The organism is Rhizobium leguminosarum, assembly GCF_004123835.1.
Lineage (GTDB): Bacteria > Pseudomonadota > Alphaproteobacteria > Rhizobiales > Rhizobiaceae > Rhizobium > Rhizobium leguminosarum_M.
In genome coordinates this window covers 107,445-122,592 of record NZ_MZMU01000001.1, presented here as the reverse complement: position 1 = coordinate 122,592, position 15,148 = coordinate 107,445, and the positions used below count along the sequence as shown (strand labels likewise).

Annotated in this window: 17 protein-coding genes; 9 read left to right on the top strand and 8 right to left on the bottom strand. The window is 60.7% G+C overall.

The genetic code is table 11. The features are described from left to right. Position 1 precedes the first annotated feature (1 nt). From biuH to B5P46_RS00585, 4 genes are read left to right on the top strand one after another with little or no spacing between them, the layout of a single operon-like run. Complete coding sequence (gene biuH / locus B5P46_RS00600) at positions 2–703, top strand: biuret amidohydrolase (RefSeq protein WP_129417127.1); 702 nt, start codon at positions 2–4, stop codon at positions 701–703. Further along, positions 700–2,250, top strand: coding sequence for an ABC transporter ATP-binding protein (locus B5P46_RS00595; RefSeq protein ID WP_129416984.1), 1,551 nt, complete (start codon positions 700–702; stop codon positions 2,248–2,250). The genes biuH and B5P46_RS00595 overlap by 4 nt, the downstream gene beginning before the upstream one ends. Continuing rightward, positions 2,250–2,918: a cysteine hydrolase family protein gene (locus B5P46_RS00590; protein WP_129416983.1), complete on the top strand. Its 669-nt coding sequence runs from the start codon at positions 2,250–2,252 to the stop codon at positions 2,916–2,918. The genes B5P46_RS00595 and B5P46_RS00590 overlap by 1 nt, the downstream gene beginning before the upstream one ends. After that, positions 2,911–3,264, top strand: coding sequence for a cupin domain-containing protein (locus tag B5P46_RS00585; RefSeq protein WP_129416982.1), 354 nt, complete (start codon positions 2,911–2,913; stop codon positions 3,262–3,264). Before B5P46_RS00590 ends, B5P46_RS00585 begins: the two co-directional genes overlap by 8 nt. Positions 3,265–3,315: 51 nt before the next feature. Here B5P46_RS00585 and B5P46_RS00580 read toward each other — a convergent pair whose 3' ends face one another. The 4 genes from B5P46_RS00580 to B5P46_RS00565 all read right to left on the bottom strand — a co-directional run bounded on the left by B5P46_RS00580 (position 3,316) and on the right by B5P46_RS00565 (position 6,336). Next, complete coding sequence (locus B5P46_RS00580; protein ID WP_018486125.1) at positions 3,316–4,107, bottom strand: amino acid ABC transporter ATP-binding protein; 792 nt, start codon at positions 4,105–4,107, stop codon at positions 3,316–3,318. Beyond that, a complete protein-coding gene (locus B5P46_RS00575; protein ID WP_018496279.1) occupies positions 4,104–4,772 on the bottom strand; it encodes an amino acid ABC transporter permease in 669 nt (222 codons plus the stop codon). Before B5P46_RS00575 ends, B5P46_RS00580 begins: the two co-directional genes overlap by 4 nt. Next, entirely contained in the window at positions 4,769–5,410 is a 642-nt protein-coding gene (locus B5P46_RS00570; RefSeq protein ID WP_129416981.1) for an amino acid ABC transporter permease, read from the bottom strand. Before B5P46_RS00570 ends, B5P46_RS00575 begins: the two co-directional genes overlap by 4 nt. A gap of 98 nt (positions 5,411–5,508) precedes the next feature. Next, complete coding sequence (locus B5P46_RS00565) at positions 5,509–6,336, bottom strand: transporter substrate-binding domain-containing protein (protein WP_129416980.1); 828 nt, start codon at positions 6,334–6,336, stop codon at positions 5,509–5,511. Between the two features lie 225 nt (positions 6,337–6,561). On the opposite strand from B5P46_RS00565, the gene hutC reads away from it, so the two are divergent. From hutC to B5P46_RS00545, 4 genes are all read left to right on the top strand, one after another. Beyond that, a complete protein-coding gene (gene hutC / locus B5P46_RS00560) occupies positions 6,562–7,269 on the top strand; it encodes a histidine utilization repressor (RefSeq protein WP_129416979.1) in 708 nt (235 codons plus the stop codon). A 29-nt stretch (positions 7,270–7,298) separates the two neighbouring features. Continuing rightward, positions 7,299–8,237 carry a LysR family transcriptional regulator gene (locus B5P46_RS00555; protein WP_129416978.1) on the top strand — a complete coding sequence of 313 codons (939 nt, stop codon included), beginning with the start codon at positions 7,299–7,301 and terminating at the stop codon, positions 8,235–8,237. 114 nt (positions 8,238–8,351) lie between these two features. Next, positions 8,352–9,707, top strand: coding sequence for an LLM class flavin-dependent oxidoreductase (locus B5P46_RS00550; protein ID WP_129416977.1), 1,356 nt, complete (start codon positions 8,352–8,354; stop codon positions 9,705–9,707). Further along, positions 9,704–10,243, top strand: coding sequence for a flavin reductase family protein (locus tag B5P46_RS00545; protein ID WP_129416976.1), 540 nt, complete (start codon positions 9,704–9,706; stop codon positions 10,241–10,243). The genes B5P46_RS00550 and B5P46_RS00545 overlap by 4 nt, the downstream gene beginning before the upstream one ends. Here B5P46_RS00545 and B5P46_RS00540 read toward each other — a convergent pair. Further along, entirely contained in the window at positions 10,220–11,383 is a 1,164-nt protein-coding gene (locus tag B5P46_RS00540; RefSeq protein ID WP_129416975.1) for an aminotransferase, read from the bottom strand. The genes B5P46_RS00545 and B5P46_RS00540 overlap by 24 nt on opposite strands. A gap of 96 nt (positions 11,384–11,479) precedes the next feature. Between B5P46_RS00540 and speB the strand changes: the two genes are divergently transcribed. Continuing rightward, positions 11,480–12,538 (top strand): agmatinase, encoded by a 1,059-nt coding sequence (speB, locus tag B5P46_RS00535; RefSeq protein ID WP_129416974.1) that lies wholly within the window; start codon positions 11,480–11,482, stop codon positions 12,536–12,538. A gap of 57 nt (positions 12,539–12,595) precedes the next feature. On the opposite strand, the gene B5P46_RS00530 is transcribed toward speB, so the two are convergent. From B5P46_RS00530 to B5P46_RS00520, 3 genes are read right to left on the bottom strand one after another with little or no spacing between them, the layout of a single operon-like run. Further along, the gene (locus B5P46_RS00530; protein ID WP_129416973.1) at positions 12,596–13,006 is read right to left on the bottom strand and encodes a VOC family protein; all 411 of its coding nucleotides are present in this window, start codon (positions 13,004–13,006) and stop codon (positions 12,596–12,598) included. Between the two features lie 18 nt (positions 13,007–13,024). After that, a complete protein-coding gene (locus tag B5P46_RS00525) occupies positions 13,025–14,122 on the bottom strand; it encodes a Gfo/Idh/MocA family protein (RefSeq protein ID WP_129416972.1) in 1,098 nt (365 codons plus the stop codon). Between the two features lie 10 nt (positions 14,123–14,132). Then, positions 14,133–15,143 carry a Gfo/Idh/MocA family protein gene (locus tag B5P46_RS00520; RefSeq protein ID WP_129416971.1) on the bottom strand — a complete coding sequence of 337 codons (1,011 nt, stop codon included), beginning with the start codon at positions 15,141–15,143 and terminating at the stop codon, positions 14,133–14,135. Between the last annotated feature and the right edge of the window lie 5 nt (positions 15,144–15,148).

Here is a 15,148-nt window from a genome sequence, read left to right as displayed (position 1 = left end):
GATGGACGCGATGGTCGACACCGAAGGGCATTTTATCGACGCCGATCCGTATCCGTGGCCCTATAACGGCGCTCTGAGGCCCGACAATACCGCCCTCATCATCATCGACATGCAGACGGATTTCTGCGGCAAGGGCGGCTATGTCGACCATATGGGCTACGACCTTTCGCTGGTGCAGGCGCCGATCGAACCCATCAAGCATGTGCTGGCCGCCATGCGGGCCAAGGGTTACCACATCATTCACACCCGCGAGGGCCATCGCCCCGACCTCGCCGATCTGCCGGCCAACAAACGCTGGCGCTCGCAGCGGATCGGCGCCGGCATCGGCGATGCCGGCCCCTGCGGCCGCATCCTGACGCGTGGCGAACCCGGCTGGGACATCATTCCCGAACTTTACCCGATCGAAGGCGAGACGATCATCGACAAGCCCGGCAAGGGTTCGTTCTGCGCCACCGACCTCGAACTTATCCTCAACCAGAAGCGCATCGAGAACATTATCCTCACAGGAATCACCACCGATGTCTGCGTCTCGACGACGATGCGCGAGGCGAACGACCGCGGCTACGAATGCCTGCTTCTGGAAGACTGCTGTGGTGCGACCGACTACGGAAACCACCTCGCCGCCATCAAGATGGTGAAGATGCAGGGCGGCGTCTTTGGCTCCGTCTCCAATTCCGAAACCTTTGTGAGCCAGCTGCCATGAGCACCGTTCGCGACACGCCCCTCCCCCAGGCCGGCAAGGCGGTCGGCATCGATACGCTCGGCATGACCATGCGTTTCGGCTCGTTCACCGCGCTCGACAACGTTTCGATCGCCGTTCCAGCTGGCTCTTTTCACGCGGTTCTCGGTGAAAACGGCGCCGGCAAGTCGACGCTCGTCAAATGCATCATGGGCTTCTATCACGCCACCTCAGGCTCGTTGTCGGTCGACGGCCGCGAGGTGGCGGTGGCCTCACCCAAGGATGCCGCGGCCTATGGGCTCGGCATGGTCTACCAGCATTTCACACTGGTTCCGTCCCTGACCGGTGCGGAAAACCTGGTCATCAGCCGTACCGAAGTACCCGCGGTGATCAATTGGGCCAGGGAACGCAAGGATCTGGCGGGTTTCATGGAACGCATGCCGTTCAAGATCCCGCTCGACAGACCGGTGAGCGAGCTTGCGGCCGGCGAAAAACAGAAGCTCGAAATCGTCAAGCAGCTCTATCTCGGCCGCTCCTTCCTCGTGCTCGACGAGCCGACCTCGGTGCTGACGCCGGCCGAAGCCGATGAGATGCTCGGCATCGTCCGCGGGATGACCGAGCGCGGCGAGCTCACCGTGCTGATGATTTCCCACAAGTTCCACGAGGTGACGAAGTTCGCCGATGCCGTCTCGATCCTGCGGCGCGGCAAGCTGGTCGGCACCGGCAAGGTCGGCGAGCTTTCCACTGCCGAGATGGCGGGGATGATGATCGGCGACGTCAAGCTCGCCGAGCTCGACAGCCGTCTGCCGGTGGCGGAAGCGGCCAAATCCGTGCTCACTGTCACCCAGGTGAAAGCTCCGGATCGCTCCGGACTGAAGACGATCGAGATCGACGCGCTGACGGTCCGCTCCGGGGAGATTGTCGGCATTGCCGGCATATCCGGCAACGGCCAGAAGGAGCTGACGGAAATTCTGGCCGGCCAGCGCCCGACCGATAGCGGCCAGGTCATGGTCAACGGCGAGACTTACGGCGCCACCCGTGAGGAGACCCGCAAGAACAGGGTGCGTTTCATCCCCGAAGAGCCGTTGCAGAATGCCTGTGCGCCCAAGATGACCGTGAGCGAGAACCTTGCGTTCCGCACCTTCGACTTGAAGCTGGACGGCAAGGACGCGATCTGGCTGAACAAGGGCAGCATGAAGAAGCGTGCCTCGGCGCTGATCTCCGACTTCAAGGTCAAGACGGCCTCTTCCTCCTCGCCGATCGCAGCACTTTCGGGCGGCAACGTGCAGCGGGCGGTGCTCGCCCGCGAACTGACGGGTGAGGTCGATCTGCTGATCGTCTCTAACCCTTGTTTCGGACTGGATTTTTCGGCCGTTGCCGAAATCCGTGCCCGGATCATGAAGGCACGCAATTCGGGAGCCGCCGTGCTGCTGCTTTCCGAAGACCTCGACGAACTGCTCGAGATGTCCGACCGCATCATGGTCATTTCGGAAGGCAAGCTGGTTTACGAGACACCGGCGCGTTCGGCCGATATCGGCGTGATCGGCGCCCACATGGCGGGACATCACTGATGATGGAGATCAAGGCAGAGCCTTTCGCCTTTCCGGTGAAGCACGCTGAGCTCGCCCTCATCGTCATCGACATGCAGCGCGATTTCGCCGAGCCCGGCGGCTTCGGCGCCAGCCTCGGCAATGATGTCAGCCGCATCACCAGGATCGTGCCCGATGTCAAACGCCTGATCCAGGGCTTCCGCAATGCCGGCCTGCCTGTGATCCATACGATGGAGTGCCACCGGCCTGATCTCTCCGACCTGCCGCCGGCCAAACGCGACCGCGGCAATCCGTCGCTCAGGATCGGCGACGAAGGCCCGATGGGCCGCATCCTGATCTCGGGCGAACCCGGCACGGCAATTCTTCCGGAACTCGCTCCTGTGAAGGGCGAAGTCGTTATCGAAAAACCCGGCAAGGGCGCCTTCTACGCCACCGAACTCGGCACCGTGCTACAGCAGAGGGGCATCAAGCAGCTCGTCTTTGCCGGTGTCACCACCGAAGTCTGCGTGCAGACGACGATGCGCGAAGCAAACGACCGCGGCTATGAATGCCTTCTCGCCGAGGAGGCGACGGAAAGCTACTTCCCCGAATTCAAAGCCGCAGCCATCGCCATGATCCGTGCCCAGGGCGCGATCGTCGGCTGGACCGCCCATGTCGACGACATTCTGGAAAGCATCGCCCATGCCTGAAACGACCCGCGAACGCCTGACGTCAGGCGGCTGGAAGGAGCTGGAATTCGGCCCTTTCCGTGATGCTCTCACCATTCACTGGATCCGCCCCTTCGAGGGCGATCAGCCGGGCGTGGCGCTGTTGAAATATGAGCCCGGCGCCTCCGTCCCCCGCCATCGCCATGAGGGGCTCGAAACCATCCTGGTGCTCGATGGCGTTCAATCCGACGAGACGGGCGATTACATCAGCGGCAGTTATATCGTCAACGCGCCGGGCAGCGAACACTCGGTCTGGAGCGATACCGGCTGTGTCGTGCTCATCCAGTGGGACCGGCCCGTGAAAATACTCGAAGAGGAAATTGCCTGAACCCGACACCGGCCGTGGAGCTCTGTCCGACGATCGGGAAGGACATGAACGTCACAGCAGCATCGAGGCTCCGCGATCGATATAGGTATCCAGGAATTGTTCGAGGCGGGGGTTTCTCGGTCGTTTGAAGACGTCTTGCGGCGGGCCGGTGAACAGCACCTTGCCGTGATCGAGAAAGACGATCTGCTGGCCGACCGTTGCGGCAAATCCGATCTCGTGGGAGACGACGACCATCGTCATGCCCTCGGCGGCGAGATCGCGCATGACGTTCAGCACTTCGCCGGTCAACTCAGGATCGAGTGACGAGGTTGGCTCGTCAAACAGCATGATCTTCGGGTTGAGGGCGAGCGCGCGAGCGATAGCGACGCGCTGTTGCTGCCCTCCCGAGAGCTGCGACGGATAGTGCCCTGCCCTGCCCTCCAGGCCGACCTTGACGAGCTGGGCCATTGCCCGCTCCTCGGCATCCTTGCGGCTCATCTTGTGAACCGTCTTCAGCGCCTCGCTGACATTGCCGAGCGCCGTCATATGCGGCCAGAGATTGAACTGCTGAAAAACCATGCCGATCTGCGATCGAATTTGCCGGTTCACTGCAGCTGGTACCCGCTCCCGGACGCCCTTTGCGTTTTCCGCAAAGCCAAGCACCTCGCCATTGACGGTAATCGTCCCCTTGGTCGATTCTTCCAGGAAGGCCATACAGCGCAGCAGCGTACTCTTGCCGGATCCTGACGGGCCGATGACGCAGGAAACCTGTCCCTGCTCGATTTCGAGGTCGATGCCGTGCAGCACGGTGGAGCCGCCGAAGGTCTTGACGAGATTTTTGACTGCGATCGCAGGAACGCTCATATGTTGAAAAACCTGAATCTGGTGAGTTTCGTTTCGGCGAGATGGCCAAGCCAGCCGGTGATTTCGACCAGCACCCAATAAAATAAAGCAAGAACGAAGAGCGCCTCGACGAAAGCATATTGCTGCGAGCCGATGGCGCTGAGTGTCGCCGTCAACTCCGGCACGGTGATGATGGACAGAACGGCCGTCTCCTTCATGAGGATGATCGTCATGTTGACCGAAGGTGGCAACACCAGCATGGTCATCTCCGGCAGCAATATGCGCCGGATGATCTGCCCTTGTGTCAGGCCAACGCACAGGCCGGCCTCGATATGTCCCTTCGGGACTGCGGCAAAGCCCGAGCGGAAGATCTCACTGAAATAAGCTGCGCCGTAGATGGAAAGGCCGACGATGCCGGCCGGGATCGGATCGAGCGACAATCCGACGAAGGGGCCACCATAGTAGACTAGGAATATCTGAATCAGGAAGGGCGTGCCGCGCAGCACGGCGATGACAATGCCGAACGCCCTGTCCAGCAGCACGCCGCCAAAACGTCGCGCGACAGCGACAAGGAAACCCAGTACGGCAGCGGCAAGAGTGGTGACGATCCAGATGAGGATGGTGACCCATGCACCGTTGAGGATCTCCGGCAAGTTGCTGAAAATCACATTGGTATCAAAGGTCATCGCGGCACTCCTGGCAGGGAGCGTTCGATCAGGCCTCCCGCAAGGGCAACGATCCAATTGATGATGAGATAGATCAGACCCGCGGAAGCAAAAATCTCGAGCGGCAGGAAGGTGCTGCCGGCAAGGTCCTGAGCCATGCGTGTCAGCTCGACGATTCCGACGACGGAGACGAGCGAAGACGCCTTCAGAATAAGGATCGCTTCATTGACGAGCGCCGGGAAAGTCAGGCGGAGAGCGATCGGTGCCCTGATACGGCGGAAGATCTGAATGGGAGTCATGCCGACCATTTCGGCAGATTCGACCAGGCCCACGGGAACGCTGGCAAAACCACCGCGCAGATTTTCAGCCTGATAGGCTGCAGTACACAAGGACAGGCCAACGACGGCCGCAACGATGCTCGGCACGTTGATGCCGATCACCGGCAGCAGATTATAGATCAGCAACAGCTGGACCAGCAGCGGTGCACCACGAAAGAAACTGATGAAAATCTGCGCCGGCAGCATGAAAAGCCGTTGCCGTGAGAGCAGCATGGCTGAAATGACGATCGCGATCGCAAAGCCGATCAGGATGGAAACCACGCTGATCGTCACCGTGTAGATCGAGGCTTGCAGAAGCAGTTCGAAAAGCTTGATGGACATGGGCGGTGTTTGCCTGGGCGCTGCGGCCGTGAACTCGGATGCCACGGCAGATTGCGCCCCGACCGATGGCGGGGCGCGTTCGTTTCACCGGCAGCTAATCAGAATGCCGGGTCCTTGACAGCATCAGGCGTATCAAAAGATGCCCCGAACCACTTCTTCTGCAGCTCAGCCATGCGTCCATCTGCCTTGATCTTGAGCATCGCGGCATCGATCGCATCCATCAGCGGGGCGTGATCGGCATCCTTGAGGCCGATGAAGCCGAAATAGGACTTCTTCCCGAATGGCGGCAGGACGACTTCGAACGTGCCTTTTCGCTGGCTGGCGACGAAGGCGATATTGGGCAGCGAGTTGGCAACGCCGGCAATACGGCCGGCTGCGAGATCGGCGTAGGATTCGGTAAAGGCCGGATATTCGCGCACGTCGACTTTGGTCGGCAGCGTGCCGGAGAATTCCTTCAGCTGGTCGAGCTGGGCGGTTGCCTTGCCGACGCCGATCGTCTTGCCCGCAATATCCTCCGGCTTGCTGATCGTCGTGTCGCCGGCCTTTTTCAGGATCGCAATCGTCGCTTCTGCAATCGGCGGCGTGAAGCGATAGCGCTCCAAGCGCTTCTTGGTGATCGTTGCAGGCCCTGCGACGACGTCGAACTTGCCGGCCTCAAGCGCCGGGAAGACGCCATCCCAGGGAAGGGCTACCCACTCGATCTTGACGCCGAGTTCCTTGCCGATCTCGGCAAAGAGGTCGACGTTCAAGCCCGTGTGCTCGCCGGCATCGATATAGTCAAACGGTGCGAAAGCCGTCTCGGTGCCAACCTTGAGGGTGCCGGCTGCCTTGACGGCTGCCAGCGTGTCGGCGGCATGGGCGGAAACGGCTGCTCCGAACAGGAACGCAGCGCCGACCAGACCCTTCAGCAGTGAATTTGCCTTCATGATCATCTCTCCAGTTTTTATTCCCCCGGCGGAGGAGTTTTGGTTCCCGACTTCGATTTCCTCTGCGCGGATTTCTATGCTCCGCTTTTGACTATACAAATAGATATAGGCGGGCCTAGAGTGTCAATGTAAAAGACAAGGAACGCAAAATTTGTGCCGGGCGGCAGGATGCTGCTGGCGGACCGTTCCGGATTTATCTTCGTTGACGCCGGATGAGGTGCGGGCTTGGTGTCGATTTATCAGCGTATTTTCACGGATGTCGAGACGAAGATCCTCAGCGGCGATTGGCGGCCCGGCGACCGCATTCCCGTCGAACACGAACTCGCGGCGGAATATCGGTGCTCGCGGATGACCGTCAGCAAGGCGCTGTCGGCGCTGGCCGAGCGCGGCATGATCGTCAGGCGGCGCAAGACCGGTTCGTTCGTCGCATCGCCCCAGATCGACCGAACGGTGATGGATATTCAGGATATCAGCACCGAAGCGGAACTGGCCGGCCATGAGCACCGCTTCGAGATTCTCGCCCGCAAGGTCGAGCGCCTTGGTGAGACGGAGGCGCAGCAGCTGTCGGAGCCTGCCGATGCAGAAGTCCTTAGGCTTCAATGCCTGCATATCGTCGATGGCAGACCGAATGCCATCGAGCGGCGGATCATCATGCTCGATGCCGTGCCACGGGCGAGAGAAGAGAGCTTCGCCTCGATCCCGCCCGGCAAATGGCTGCTCGAGCAGGTGCCCTGGTCCAAGGCCAAACATGTCATTCGTGCAGTCTCGGCCGATACCGTGACGGCCCGAATCCTGCAGATTGAGAGGGGCGAGGCCTGCCTGAGCCTGATCCGCCAGACCTGGCAGAACGGGCGCACGGTGACATATGTCGAAATTACCCATCCAGGCGACCGGTTCCAGTTTGCAGGGACGTTTCACCCGACGGCAATTTGAGCTGGCGAAAATCACGAGAGGCTCCGTAAGTGACCGATGAGCGCTTCAAGACGATCCCGCTGAAGGGCTTGCAGGCCTTCGAGGCGGTGGGGCGCTGCGGCGGCGTGACGGCCGCGGCACTGGAGCTCAACGTCTCGCCGGGAGCCATCAGCCAGCAGATTCACAAAATCGAAAGCTTCCTTGGCGTTTCGCTTCTGGAACGCAGCGGACGAACCGTCGAGCTGACTGCCTGGGGCCGGCTCTACCACCAGGAGATATCGAAGGGATTTGAGCAATTCGCGCTCGCCGGGCAACTGCTGGAAAAGGCGCGCAATGAGACAGCATTGGTTCTCAGTGCGCTTTCCTCTGTCGTCAACAAATGGATCGGCAGGCGCATCTTCGACTGGCAAGCGCTTCATCCCGACGTGCAGGTGAGGATCATCGGACGCGACAGAGAGCCCCGCATCGGCTTCGACGATATCGATTTCCGCGTGAGCTACGGGTCGGACGTGCTGCAGCACGAACATTATACCGAACTGTTTCGCGATTGGGTGGTGCCGGCCTGTTCGCCGGCGCTGATGCAGGATCGCGCGCATGCGGCTCGCGATCTCTTCAAACAGCCCCTCCTCCATGTCGAGTGGGAACGGCACTTCACCCCCTACCCCAGCTGGGCGGAGTTTGCCGCCAAGGCCGGTGCCTCCTTCGACGCGTCAACGCCAGGCCTTTCCTTCACCCTGTCGAGCAGCGCTATTGACGCGGCCGTTAACAAACGCGGCGTCGTTCTCGCGCAGATGTCGATGATATCAGATGAGCTCGAGGCGCAAACGCTCGTCATTCCCGTCGACCTGCGCATTGCACTGCGCGAAAGCTATTTTCTCGCCTGGGATCGGGCGGCCTTACAGAAGCCCCACGGGCGCGAATTCCGCGATTGGCTCATTGCTGTTTCCCGTCAGCAGGCTCTGGCGTCCGCGCCTAAGCCGATACTTTAGAAAAACTAAAACGGAACCCAGCTGAGCGATATTGATGAAAATTTGCGCCTGGCGATAATTTGCGCAGTCGCCCTCCCACCGTTGGCGGCGTGGCCGACATGGCAGGAGAGCTCGATGGCGCGAACCGACAAGATGAAACTCGGGACTTTCGTCTATACGTTCGGCTTTCATCCTGCCTCCTGGCTGCATCCGGCAAGCGACGTCAGCGGCGCCAACGACTTCGCTCATCTGCACGATGTTGCCAAACGATCCGAGGCGGCCAAATTCGATTTCATGTTCATGGCGGATTCTCCTGCCGCTGCCGTCGGCGATCCGAAAGCGCTTGCCCGCATTCCGACCAAGATGAACCGTTTCGAACCCCTCTCGCTGCTTTCGGCTCTGGCGGTCACCACCAACGATCTCGGCCTCGTGGCGACGGTGTCGACAAGTTATTACGAGCCATACAATGTGGCGCGCCTATTCGCCTCGATCGACCATTTGAGCAAGGGGCGCGTCTGCTGGAACGTCGTCACCTCCGATCACGACGAAACCGGCTACAACTTCAATCGCGAGGGGCTCGACCCGCATGCGCTGCGTTACGAGCGCGGCAACGAGTTCGTCGATGTCGTGTTCGGCCTCTGGGACAGCTTCGAGGAAGGCGCGCTGCTTCTCGACCGTGAAAACGGTGTCTACTATGACAAGGACAAGCACCACACGCTCAATCACAAAGGGAAGCACTTCCAGGTTCGCGGTCCCCTCAACATCGCGCGAACGCCGCAGGGCCGCCCGGTCATTGCCCAGGCGGGCGGTTCGGAACCCGGAATGGAGATGGCGGCGCGCACAGCCGAGATCGTCTTCAGCCTCGCATCGAATATCGACCGGAACCGAGCCTTTTACGAAAACGTCAAGCGCCGGATGCCGGCCTTTGGGCGCGATCCGGACAACCTGAAAATCATGCCGGGCATCGTGATCAATGTCGGTGAAACCGAAGCCGAGGCAAAGGCGAAGGTGGACTATCTGATCGATAAGATGCATCCGGATGTCGGCCGGCTGATGCTCTCCGAATTTCTGGAAGCGGACCTGCGCGACGTGGCGCTCGACAAGCCTTTCCCCATGGATCGGCTGCCGGCGGCGCCAAAGGGATCACGCGCCCTGTTCGACGAGCTGGTCGATTTCGTGAGAAGCGGCCGCACCGTCGGCGAACTCATCCGGCACTATGCCGAGAAGCATACCGGAAATGGAATGACAGGCACGCCGGCCCAGATTGCCGACTTCATGGAGGAATGGTTCGAGACGCGCGCCGCCGACGGCTTCATCCTGATGTTCCCCACCTTGCCGTCCAGCCTCGACGACTTCGTGCGGCTGGTCCTGCCCGAGCTTCGACGTCGCGGGCTGTTCCGTGAGGAATATGAGGGCAAGACCTTGCGCGAAAACCTGGGTCTTTCAATGCCGGTAAACCGTTTTGCCAAAACGAAAGAGTCAGCCCGATGAGTGCCGAGGCTTTGATCAGCGAAGCGGACTTCAAGCTTTCGATGCGTCATCTGGCGGGTGCCGTCAGCGTGATCACGGTCGGCGACGGGCAACACCGCACCGGCTTCACGGCAACGTCGGTCTCCTCGCTTTCGGCGGAGTTGCCGTCCGTCATCGTCAGCGTCAACCGAGCATCTTCCTCATGGCCGGCGTTGCAGCGGTACGGCTGCTTCTGTGTCAACGTGCTCGCCGCCGACCAGCAGCAGGTGGCGCAATCCTTTGCCGGTCTTGACGGGCGAAAGGGCGCCGAACGCTACGGCGATGCAGGATGGTATCGCCTCAAGACCGGCGCGGCGGTCCTTGAAAAGGCCCTGGCGGTCCTGGACTGTAAGCTCGAAACCGCATTCCACTACAATTCCCATGCCGTTTTGGTCGGACATGTCTGCGCGATGGAAATCCGGCAGGACATAGGGCCGCTGCTATATTGGCGCGGCGGCTATCATGAACTTCCGGCGGAGGTTGATCAAAACGGTCTAGCGAAGGCGCTCGGACAATAGCCCTATCGAAGCTACACCCGCATTGGCAAAGGCAAGTCTGAGGTATCGCTCCTGGCCCTCGCCGAAATAAGCGCCGGGTAGACAAACGATGCCGGATTCTTTGGCGAGCTTTTCGGCAACCTCGGACGACGATCGATCGGCGTGGGGATGGCGGACAAAGGCGAAATAGGCTCCGATCGCTCCGATCTCCCAATCCGCCAGCCCGGAAAGGACCTGCCTCAAAGCGTCCGCCCGGCGAGCAATCTCCAGCCGGTTGCCGGCTCGCCACTCGGCGAGTGCGGGGATCGCCGATGCAACGGCGATCTGAGCCGAACGCGGCGCGCAGATCTGCATATTGTCCATCACCTTGGCGATCTCGGCAATGAGTTTGGGCCCTGCCGTGATTGCACCCAGTCGATGACCGGGAATGCAGAAGGATTTCGAAAAGCTGTAGAGAAGAACGAGCGTGTCCTCCCAGCCCGGCTCGGAGAGAAGAGAGTGCGGCCGTCCGTCATCCTCGCCAAGGAAATCGCGATAGGTTTCATCGAGGATCAGCCAGGCGCCATATTTCCGGCAAAGCACAAAAAACTCGTGAAGCAGGCTTGGCGGATACACGGCTCCTGTGGGATTGTTGGGTGTCACGACGGCAAGCATCTTCGCGCCGGCCGCAAGGGCCGCCTCGGCTGAACCCGGATCGGGAAGAAAGCCGCCGGCGGAGTCGCAATCGACCAACCGGCGCGCTATCCCCAGCATCGACAGCGTCGTGTCGTGATTGAAATAGAAGGGATTGGTCAGCGCGACCGTATCGCCGGCTCTCGCCAGTGCAATCGCCGCACACATGAACGCCTGATTGCAGCCGGCGGTCATGTGGATATTGCCGGCGGAAATGTCGGTTCCGTAAAGCGCGGCAAGATGAGCTGCGTAGGTCTTGCGCAATAGAGGTTCTCCCTCGATCGGCCCGTATCCTGTCATAGCCTGTTGTCCGGCCGCCTCGGCAAGAAGCCGAAGCATCTCCGGATGCGCGGGATAGCCAGGCACGGCCTGCGACAGATCGATAAGCGGCCCTTTTTCCCCCTTGTATTCGCGGCTCCAGGCGACGACGGAGGGAATGGGCGGGGCAGAGAGACGGGCAACGAGGGAATTGGGTTTTGCAGCGATCATATCGATTTCTCTTTGATACCGATTGCTACAACGATACCAATTGTTTTCTCAACCTCTTTGTCTGACGAGACGGAGCTGAAGCGGAGACACATGCGCATGGTGTGGGACAAAACGCGGCTCGAACAGCTGCGCGCAGAATTTGCAGACGCCAATGGCGGCGAGATATTCGATGAGAAGTTTCGCAAAGTGGCGGAGAAGATCATCTCCAAGAGCGGCACGAGACTGGCGCCCTATGCCGGAATACCGACCTTCCTCAGCGCACCCTACATGCAGGTCGCGGCCGATGATCCGGACTTCGGCAATCTCCAGGTCGCGATCACCGGAATCCCTATGGATCTTGGCGTCACCAACCGCCCAGGCTCCCGTTTCGGACCGAGAGCGCTTCGCGCCATCGAAAGGATCGGCCCTTATAATCACGTCCTCGCCACGGCGCCGGTCTTTGATCTTCGGGTCGCCGACATCGGCGATGTGCCGTTCCAAAGCCGTTATCGGCTGGAGCTCAGCCACGACGACATCGAAAAACGCATGGGCCAGATCGTCGATGCCGGCGTTGCCCCGCTTTCGGTCGGAGGCGATCATTCCATCAGCCATCCGATTTTGAAGGCGATCGGCCGGCAGCAAGCGGTCGGCCTCATTCATATCGATGCCCATTGCGATACGAGCGGCGCCTTCGATCAGACGAAGTTTCATCACGGCGGGCCGTTCCGCAATGCGGTGCTGGACGGCGTGCTCGATCCGACAAGGACAATCCAGATTGGCATCCGTGGTTCGGCGGAATATTTGTGGGAATTCTCCTATGCGTCGGGGATGACCGTGATCCACGCAGAGGACATCGGCGGAATGGGGATTGCGGCTGTCGTTGCCAAGGCAAAATCCATCGTCGGCGACGGCCCGACCTATCTTTCTTTCGACGTCGACAGCCTCGATCCGAGCTTTGCGCCCGGCACGGGCACGCCCGAAGTCGGTGGATTGACGACGCGTGAAGTCCTTGAACTGATCCGCGGGCTGAAAGGGATAAACCTGGTCGGTGGTGATGTCGTCGAAGTTGCCCCGCAATATGACGCAACGACCAACACAGCGCACGCCGCAGCACAGGTGCTCTTTGAGATCCTGAGCCTCATGGTGTTTAGTCCATCGATCGGCAAACGCGCCTGATCGATCTGCTGCGGGACGGTCTGACCGCCCGCAGCGAAGCGATCGGCAGCACCTGGGTCAGCCCTGGCGGCTCTGAGAGCGTTCGGCAAGCTCGACGATGATGCCGTCGGGATCGCGAACGAAGGCGATCTTGTTCAGCATCTCGGAGTGGACGGCGAAGCGCGGCCGCTCCTTGATCTCGACGCCCGCCTGTTCAAGGCGGGCGAAGGCCTCGTCTACACTGTCGAAATGGAAGGTGAGGTGGCGGACGCCGGCCGTATCTTCAGACACGTCGACCGCCCTCGACGCGCCGTCGGGCGGCGCAAAGACCTCCAGCATGCCGCCGCCTGCATCGAGGAACGCTACCTGCATGCCATTCGCCATCGTCTTGCGCAGCACGAGGCTGAGGCCGAGCAAGCCGCAGTAGAAATCGACGGTGCGGTCCATGTTGCTGACCGTCATGCCGAGATGCTCAAAGGATTTCAGCATGGGAGAGCCCTTCCCGGTTCAGACGGTGGCCGCAGCACGCCATTCCCCTGTCGGAAGCCAGGAGCGATAAAGCGGATGATCGGCGGCGATCGGCATCGGTGTCGGTTGTCCAGTTCGCTGCGAGAAATAGGCGGCCGTTACCAGTTCCAGCGAATTGCGGGCATCCTGCAGCGTCACCGGGGGGGCGGTGTCCTCGACGATCGCCTTGTGGAAGAGCTCGAACTGACGGGTGTAGCCATCCTCGCCAGGCACATAGGCGGCGAGCACTTCGTCGATCCGCGCCTGATGTTCCTCTGTCCCGGCGACGAACGTCCACGGATCACGGCCCATCGTATAGGGTTCGATGATGCTTTCGGCGACGAGATCGTTGAAGCAGAAGCGCAACCGCGAGATCTCCTTGCGCGAGCCGAGCGTCATCGACAGCGTCGCCAGCGAGCCGTTCTGCATCTTCACCGAAAGGGCTGCCGTATCCTCGACCTCGATCGGATTGACCAGCGTCGCGCCATAGGAAAACACCTCGGCGCAGGGGCCATGCACGTAGTTCAGCATGTCATGAGCGTGGATGGCGTGGCCGAGAAGGCCGCCGCCGAGTTCGCTTGCCCATTTGCCGCGCCACGGCACGGCATAATAATCCGGTCCGCGCCACCAATGGGTTTCGATCGTTGTCAGGAACGGCTTACCGGCCAGGCCGCGCTCGATCAGCAACTTCAGCTTCTGCAGGCCGGAACCGTAGCGATACTGGAAGATCGGCATCAGCTTCTTGCCCGGGTAACGATCGAGGATGCGCCCCATCTCGTCGACCTCGGCGATCGAGCCGAAGAGCGGCTTCTCGCAGATCACGTGCTTGCCGGATTCGATACCCTTGCGGCAGAGTTCGAAATGCGAACTCGGCGGCGTCGAAATGTCGATGATATCCAGATCGTCACGGGCAAACAGCGAATCCGCATCCTGCGTGTATTCGCCAATGCCGTATTCCTCGCACAGCGCCCTGCCGCGTTCCTCGTCGAGCGAGCAGAGCACGGGGACTTCGAAAAGCTCCTTGTTCCAGCCGAAGCCGGCCAGATGCCGCGCAGCGATGCCTGCGCCGATGACGCCGACGCGCAATTTTCTGGTCATGATATCCTCCTCAGCGAGCGCCGATGCGCGCGGCTTTCGCCTGGGCTTCGAGCGAAAGACGGCAGACTTCAAAAACGTGATCCTGGGTCATCGCCGTCTGCGTACGGTTGCCGACGTCGGCGGTGAAAGCGTCGAAATAATCGAGTTTTTCGCCGCTGCAATCGATATGGGTCATTTCCTTGCCGTTGACCAGGAAGAGGTGATCCTTGCCCGGCCGGCCGGCGATATCGATATATTTGCGCAGTTCGATGTAGCCTTCGGTGCCGAGAATGGTCAGGCGCCCGTCGCCCCAGGTCGGTAGCGCCTCCGGTGTGAACCAGTCGACGCGGACATAACCCGCCGCCTTGTCGGAACGCAGAAGCACCTCGCCGAAATCCTCGAAAGCCGGCTTGTCGGGCATGCCGAAATTGCCGATCGAGCTTGCGATGACCTCGCCTGTGGTCGAGCCGGTATAAAACAGGAACTGGTCGACCTGGTGTGAAGCGATATCGACGATGATGCCGCCGAAGGCTTCGGGATCGAAGAACCAATCCGGCCGGGTCGGCAGTTGGAGCCGGTGCGGACCGACGCCGAGCGTCTGGATCACCTTGCCGATCGCGCCTTCGGCGACAAGCTTGCCGGCCTTGACGGCGGAGCGTACGCAGTGGCGCTCGGAAAAGCAGATCGAGAAGATCTTGCCGGTCTCGGCAACGGTGCGCCTGACGTCCTCAAGTTGGGCGAAGGTGGTCACGCCCGGCTTGTCGGTCATCACATCCTTACCCGCTCTCATTGCGCGGATGGCAAGTCCGGCGCGGTCGCGGGGGATTGCGGAAATGCAGATGACATCGATTGACGGATCGTCGAACAGCTTTTCCCTGTCGATCTGCGGCGCGTCAGGATAGGTCTTCTCGAAGGCCTCGCGCAGTGCCGGCACCGAGGTCTGCGGGCAATAGCCGACGAACTCGCCGCCTGCGGCCAGCAATCCCTTTACGTGATCGAATGTGTGCCCATGGTCGATTCCGACGACGGCAAATCTCAACATCGCTG

What these genes read in the sequence shown, in the direction of transcription:
- biuH (WP_129417127.1), top strand. Translation starts at nt 2, where the DNA reads ATGGACGCGATGGTCGACACCGAAGGGCATTTTATCGACGCCGATCCG.
- B5P46_RS00595 (WP_129416984.1), top strand. Translation starts at nt 700, where the DNA reads ATGAGCACCGTTCGCGACACGCCCCTCCCCCAGGCCGGCAAGGCGGTC.
- B5P46_RS00590 (WP_129416983.1), top strand. Translation starts at nt 2,250, where the DNA reads ATGATGGAGATCAAGGCAGAGCCTTTCGCCTTTCCGGTGAAGCACGCT.
- B5P46_RS00585 (WP_129416982.1), top strand. Translation starts at nt 2,911, where the DNA reads ATGCCTGAAACGACCCGCGAACGCCTGACGTCAGGCGGCTGGAAGGAG.
- B5P46_RS00580 (WP_018486125.1), bottom strand. Translation starts at nt 4,107, where the DNA reads ATGAGCGTTCCTGCGATCGCAGTCAAAAATCTCGTCAAGACCTTCGGC.
- B5P46_RS00575 (WP_018496279.1), bottom strand. Translation starts at nt 4,772, where the DNA reads ATGACCTTTGATACCAATGTGATTTTCAGCAACTTGCCGGAGATCCTC.
- B5P46_RS00570 (WP_129416981.1), bottom strand. Translation starts at nt 5,410, where the DNA reads ATGTCCATCAAGCTTTTCGAACTGCTTCTGCAAGCCTCGATCTACACG.
- B5P46_RS00565 (WP_129416980.1), bottom strand. Translation starts at nt 6,336, where the DNA reads ATGAAGGCAAATTCACTGCTGAAGGGTCTGGTCGGCGCTGCGTTCCTG.
- B5P46_RS00550 (WP_129416977.1), top strand. Translation starts at nt 8,352, where the DNA reads ATGGCGCGAACCGACAAGATGAAACTCGGGACTTTCGTCTATACGTTC.
- B5P46_RS00545 (WP_129416976.1), top strand. Translation starts at nt 9,704, where the DNA reads ATGAGTGCCGAGGCTTTGATCAGCGAAGCGGACTTCAAGCTTTCGATG.
- B5P46_RS00540 (WP_129416975.1), bottom strand. Translation starts at nt 11,383, where the DNA reads ATGATCGCTGCAAAACCCAATTCCCTCGTTGCCCGTCTCTCTGCCCCG.
- speB (WP_129416974.1), top strand. Translation starts at nt 11,480, where the DNA reads ATGGTGTGGGACAAAACGCGGCTCGAACAGCTGCGCGCAGAATTTGCA.
- B5P46_RS00530 (WP_129416973.1), bottom strand. Translation starts at nt 13,006, where the DNA reads ATGCTGAAATCCTTTGAGCATCTCGGCATGACGGTCAGCAACATGGAC.
- B5P46_RS00525 (WP_129416972.1), bottom strand. Translation starts at nt 14,122, where the DNA reads ATGACCAGAAAATTGCGCGTCGGCGTCATCGGCGCAGGCATCGCTGCG.
- B5P46_RS00520 (WP_129416971.1), bottom strand. Translation starts at nt 15,143, where the DNA reads ATGTTGAGATTTGCCGTCGTCGGAATCGACCATGGGCACACATTCGAT.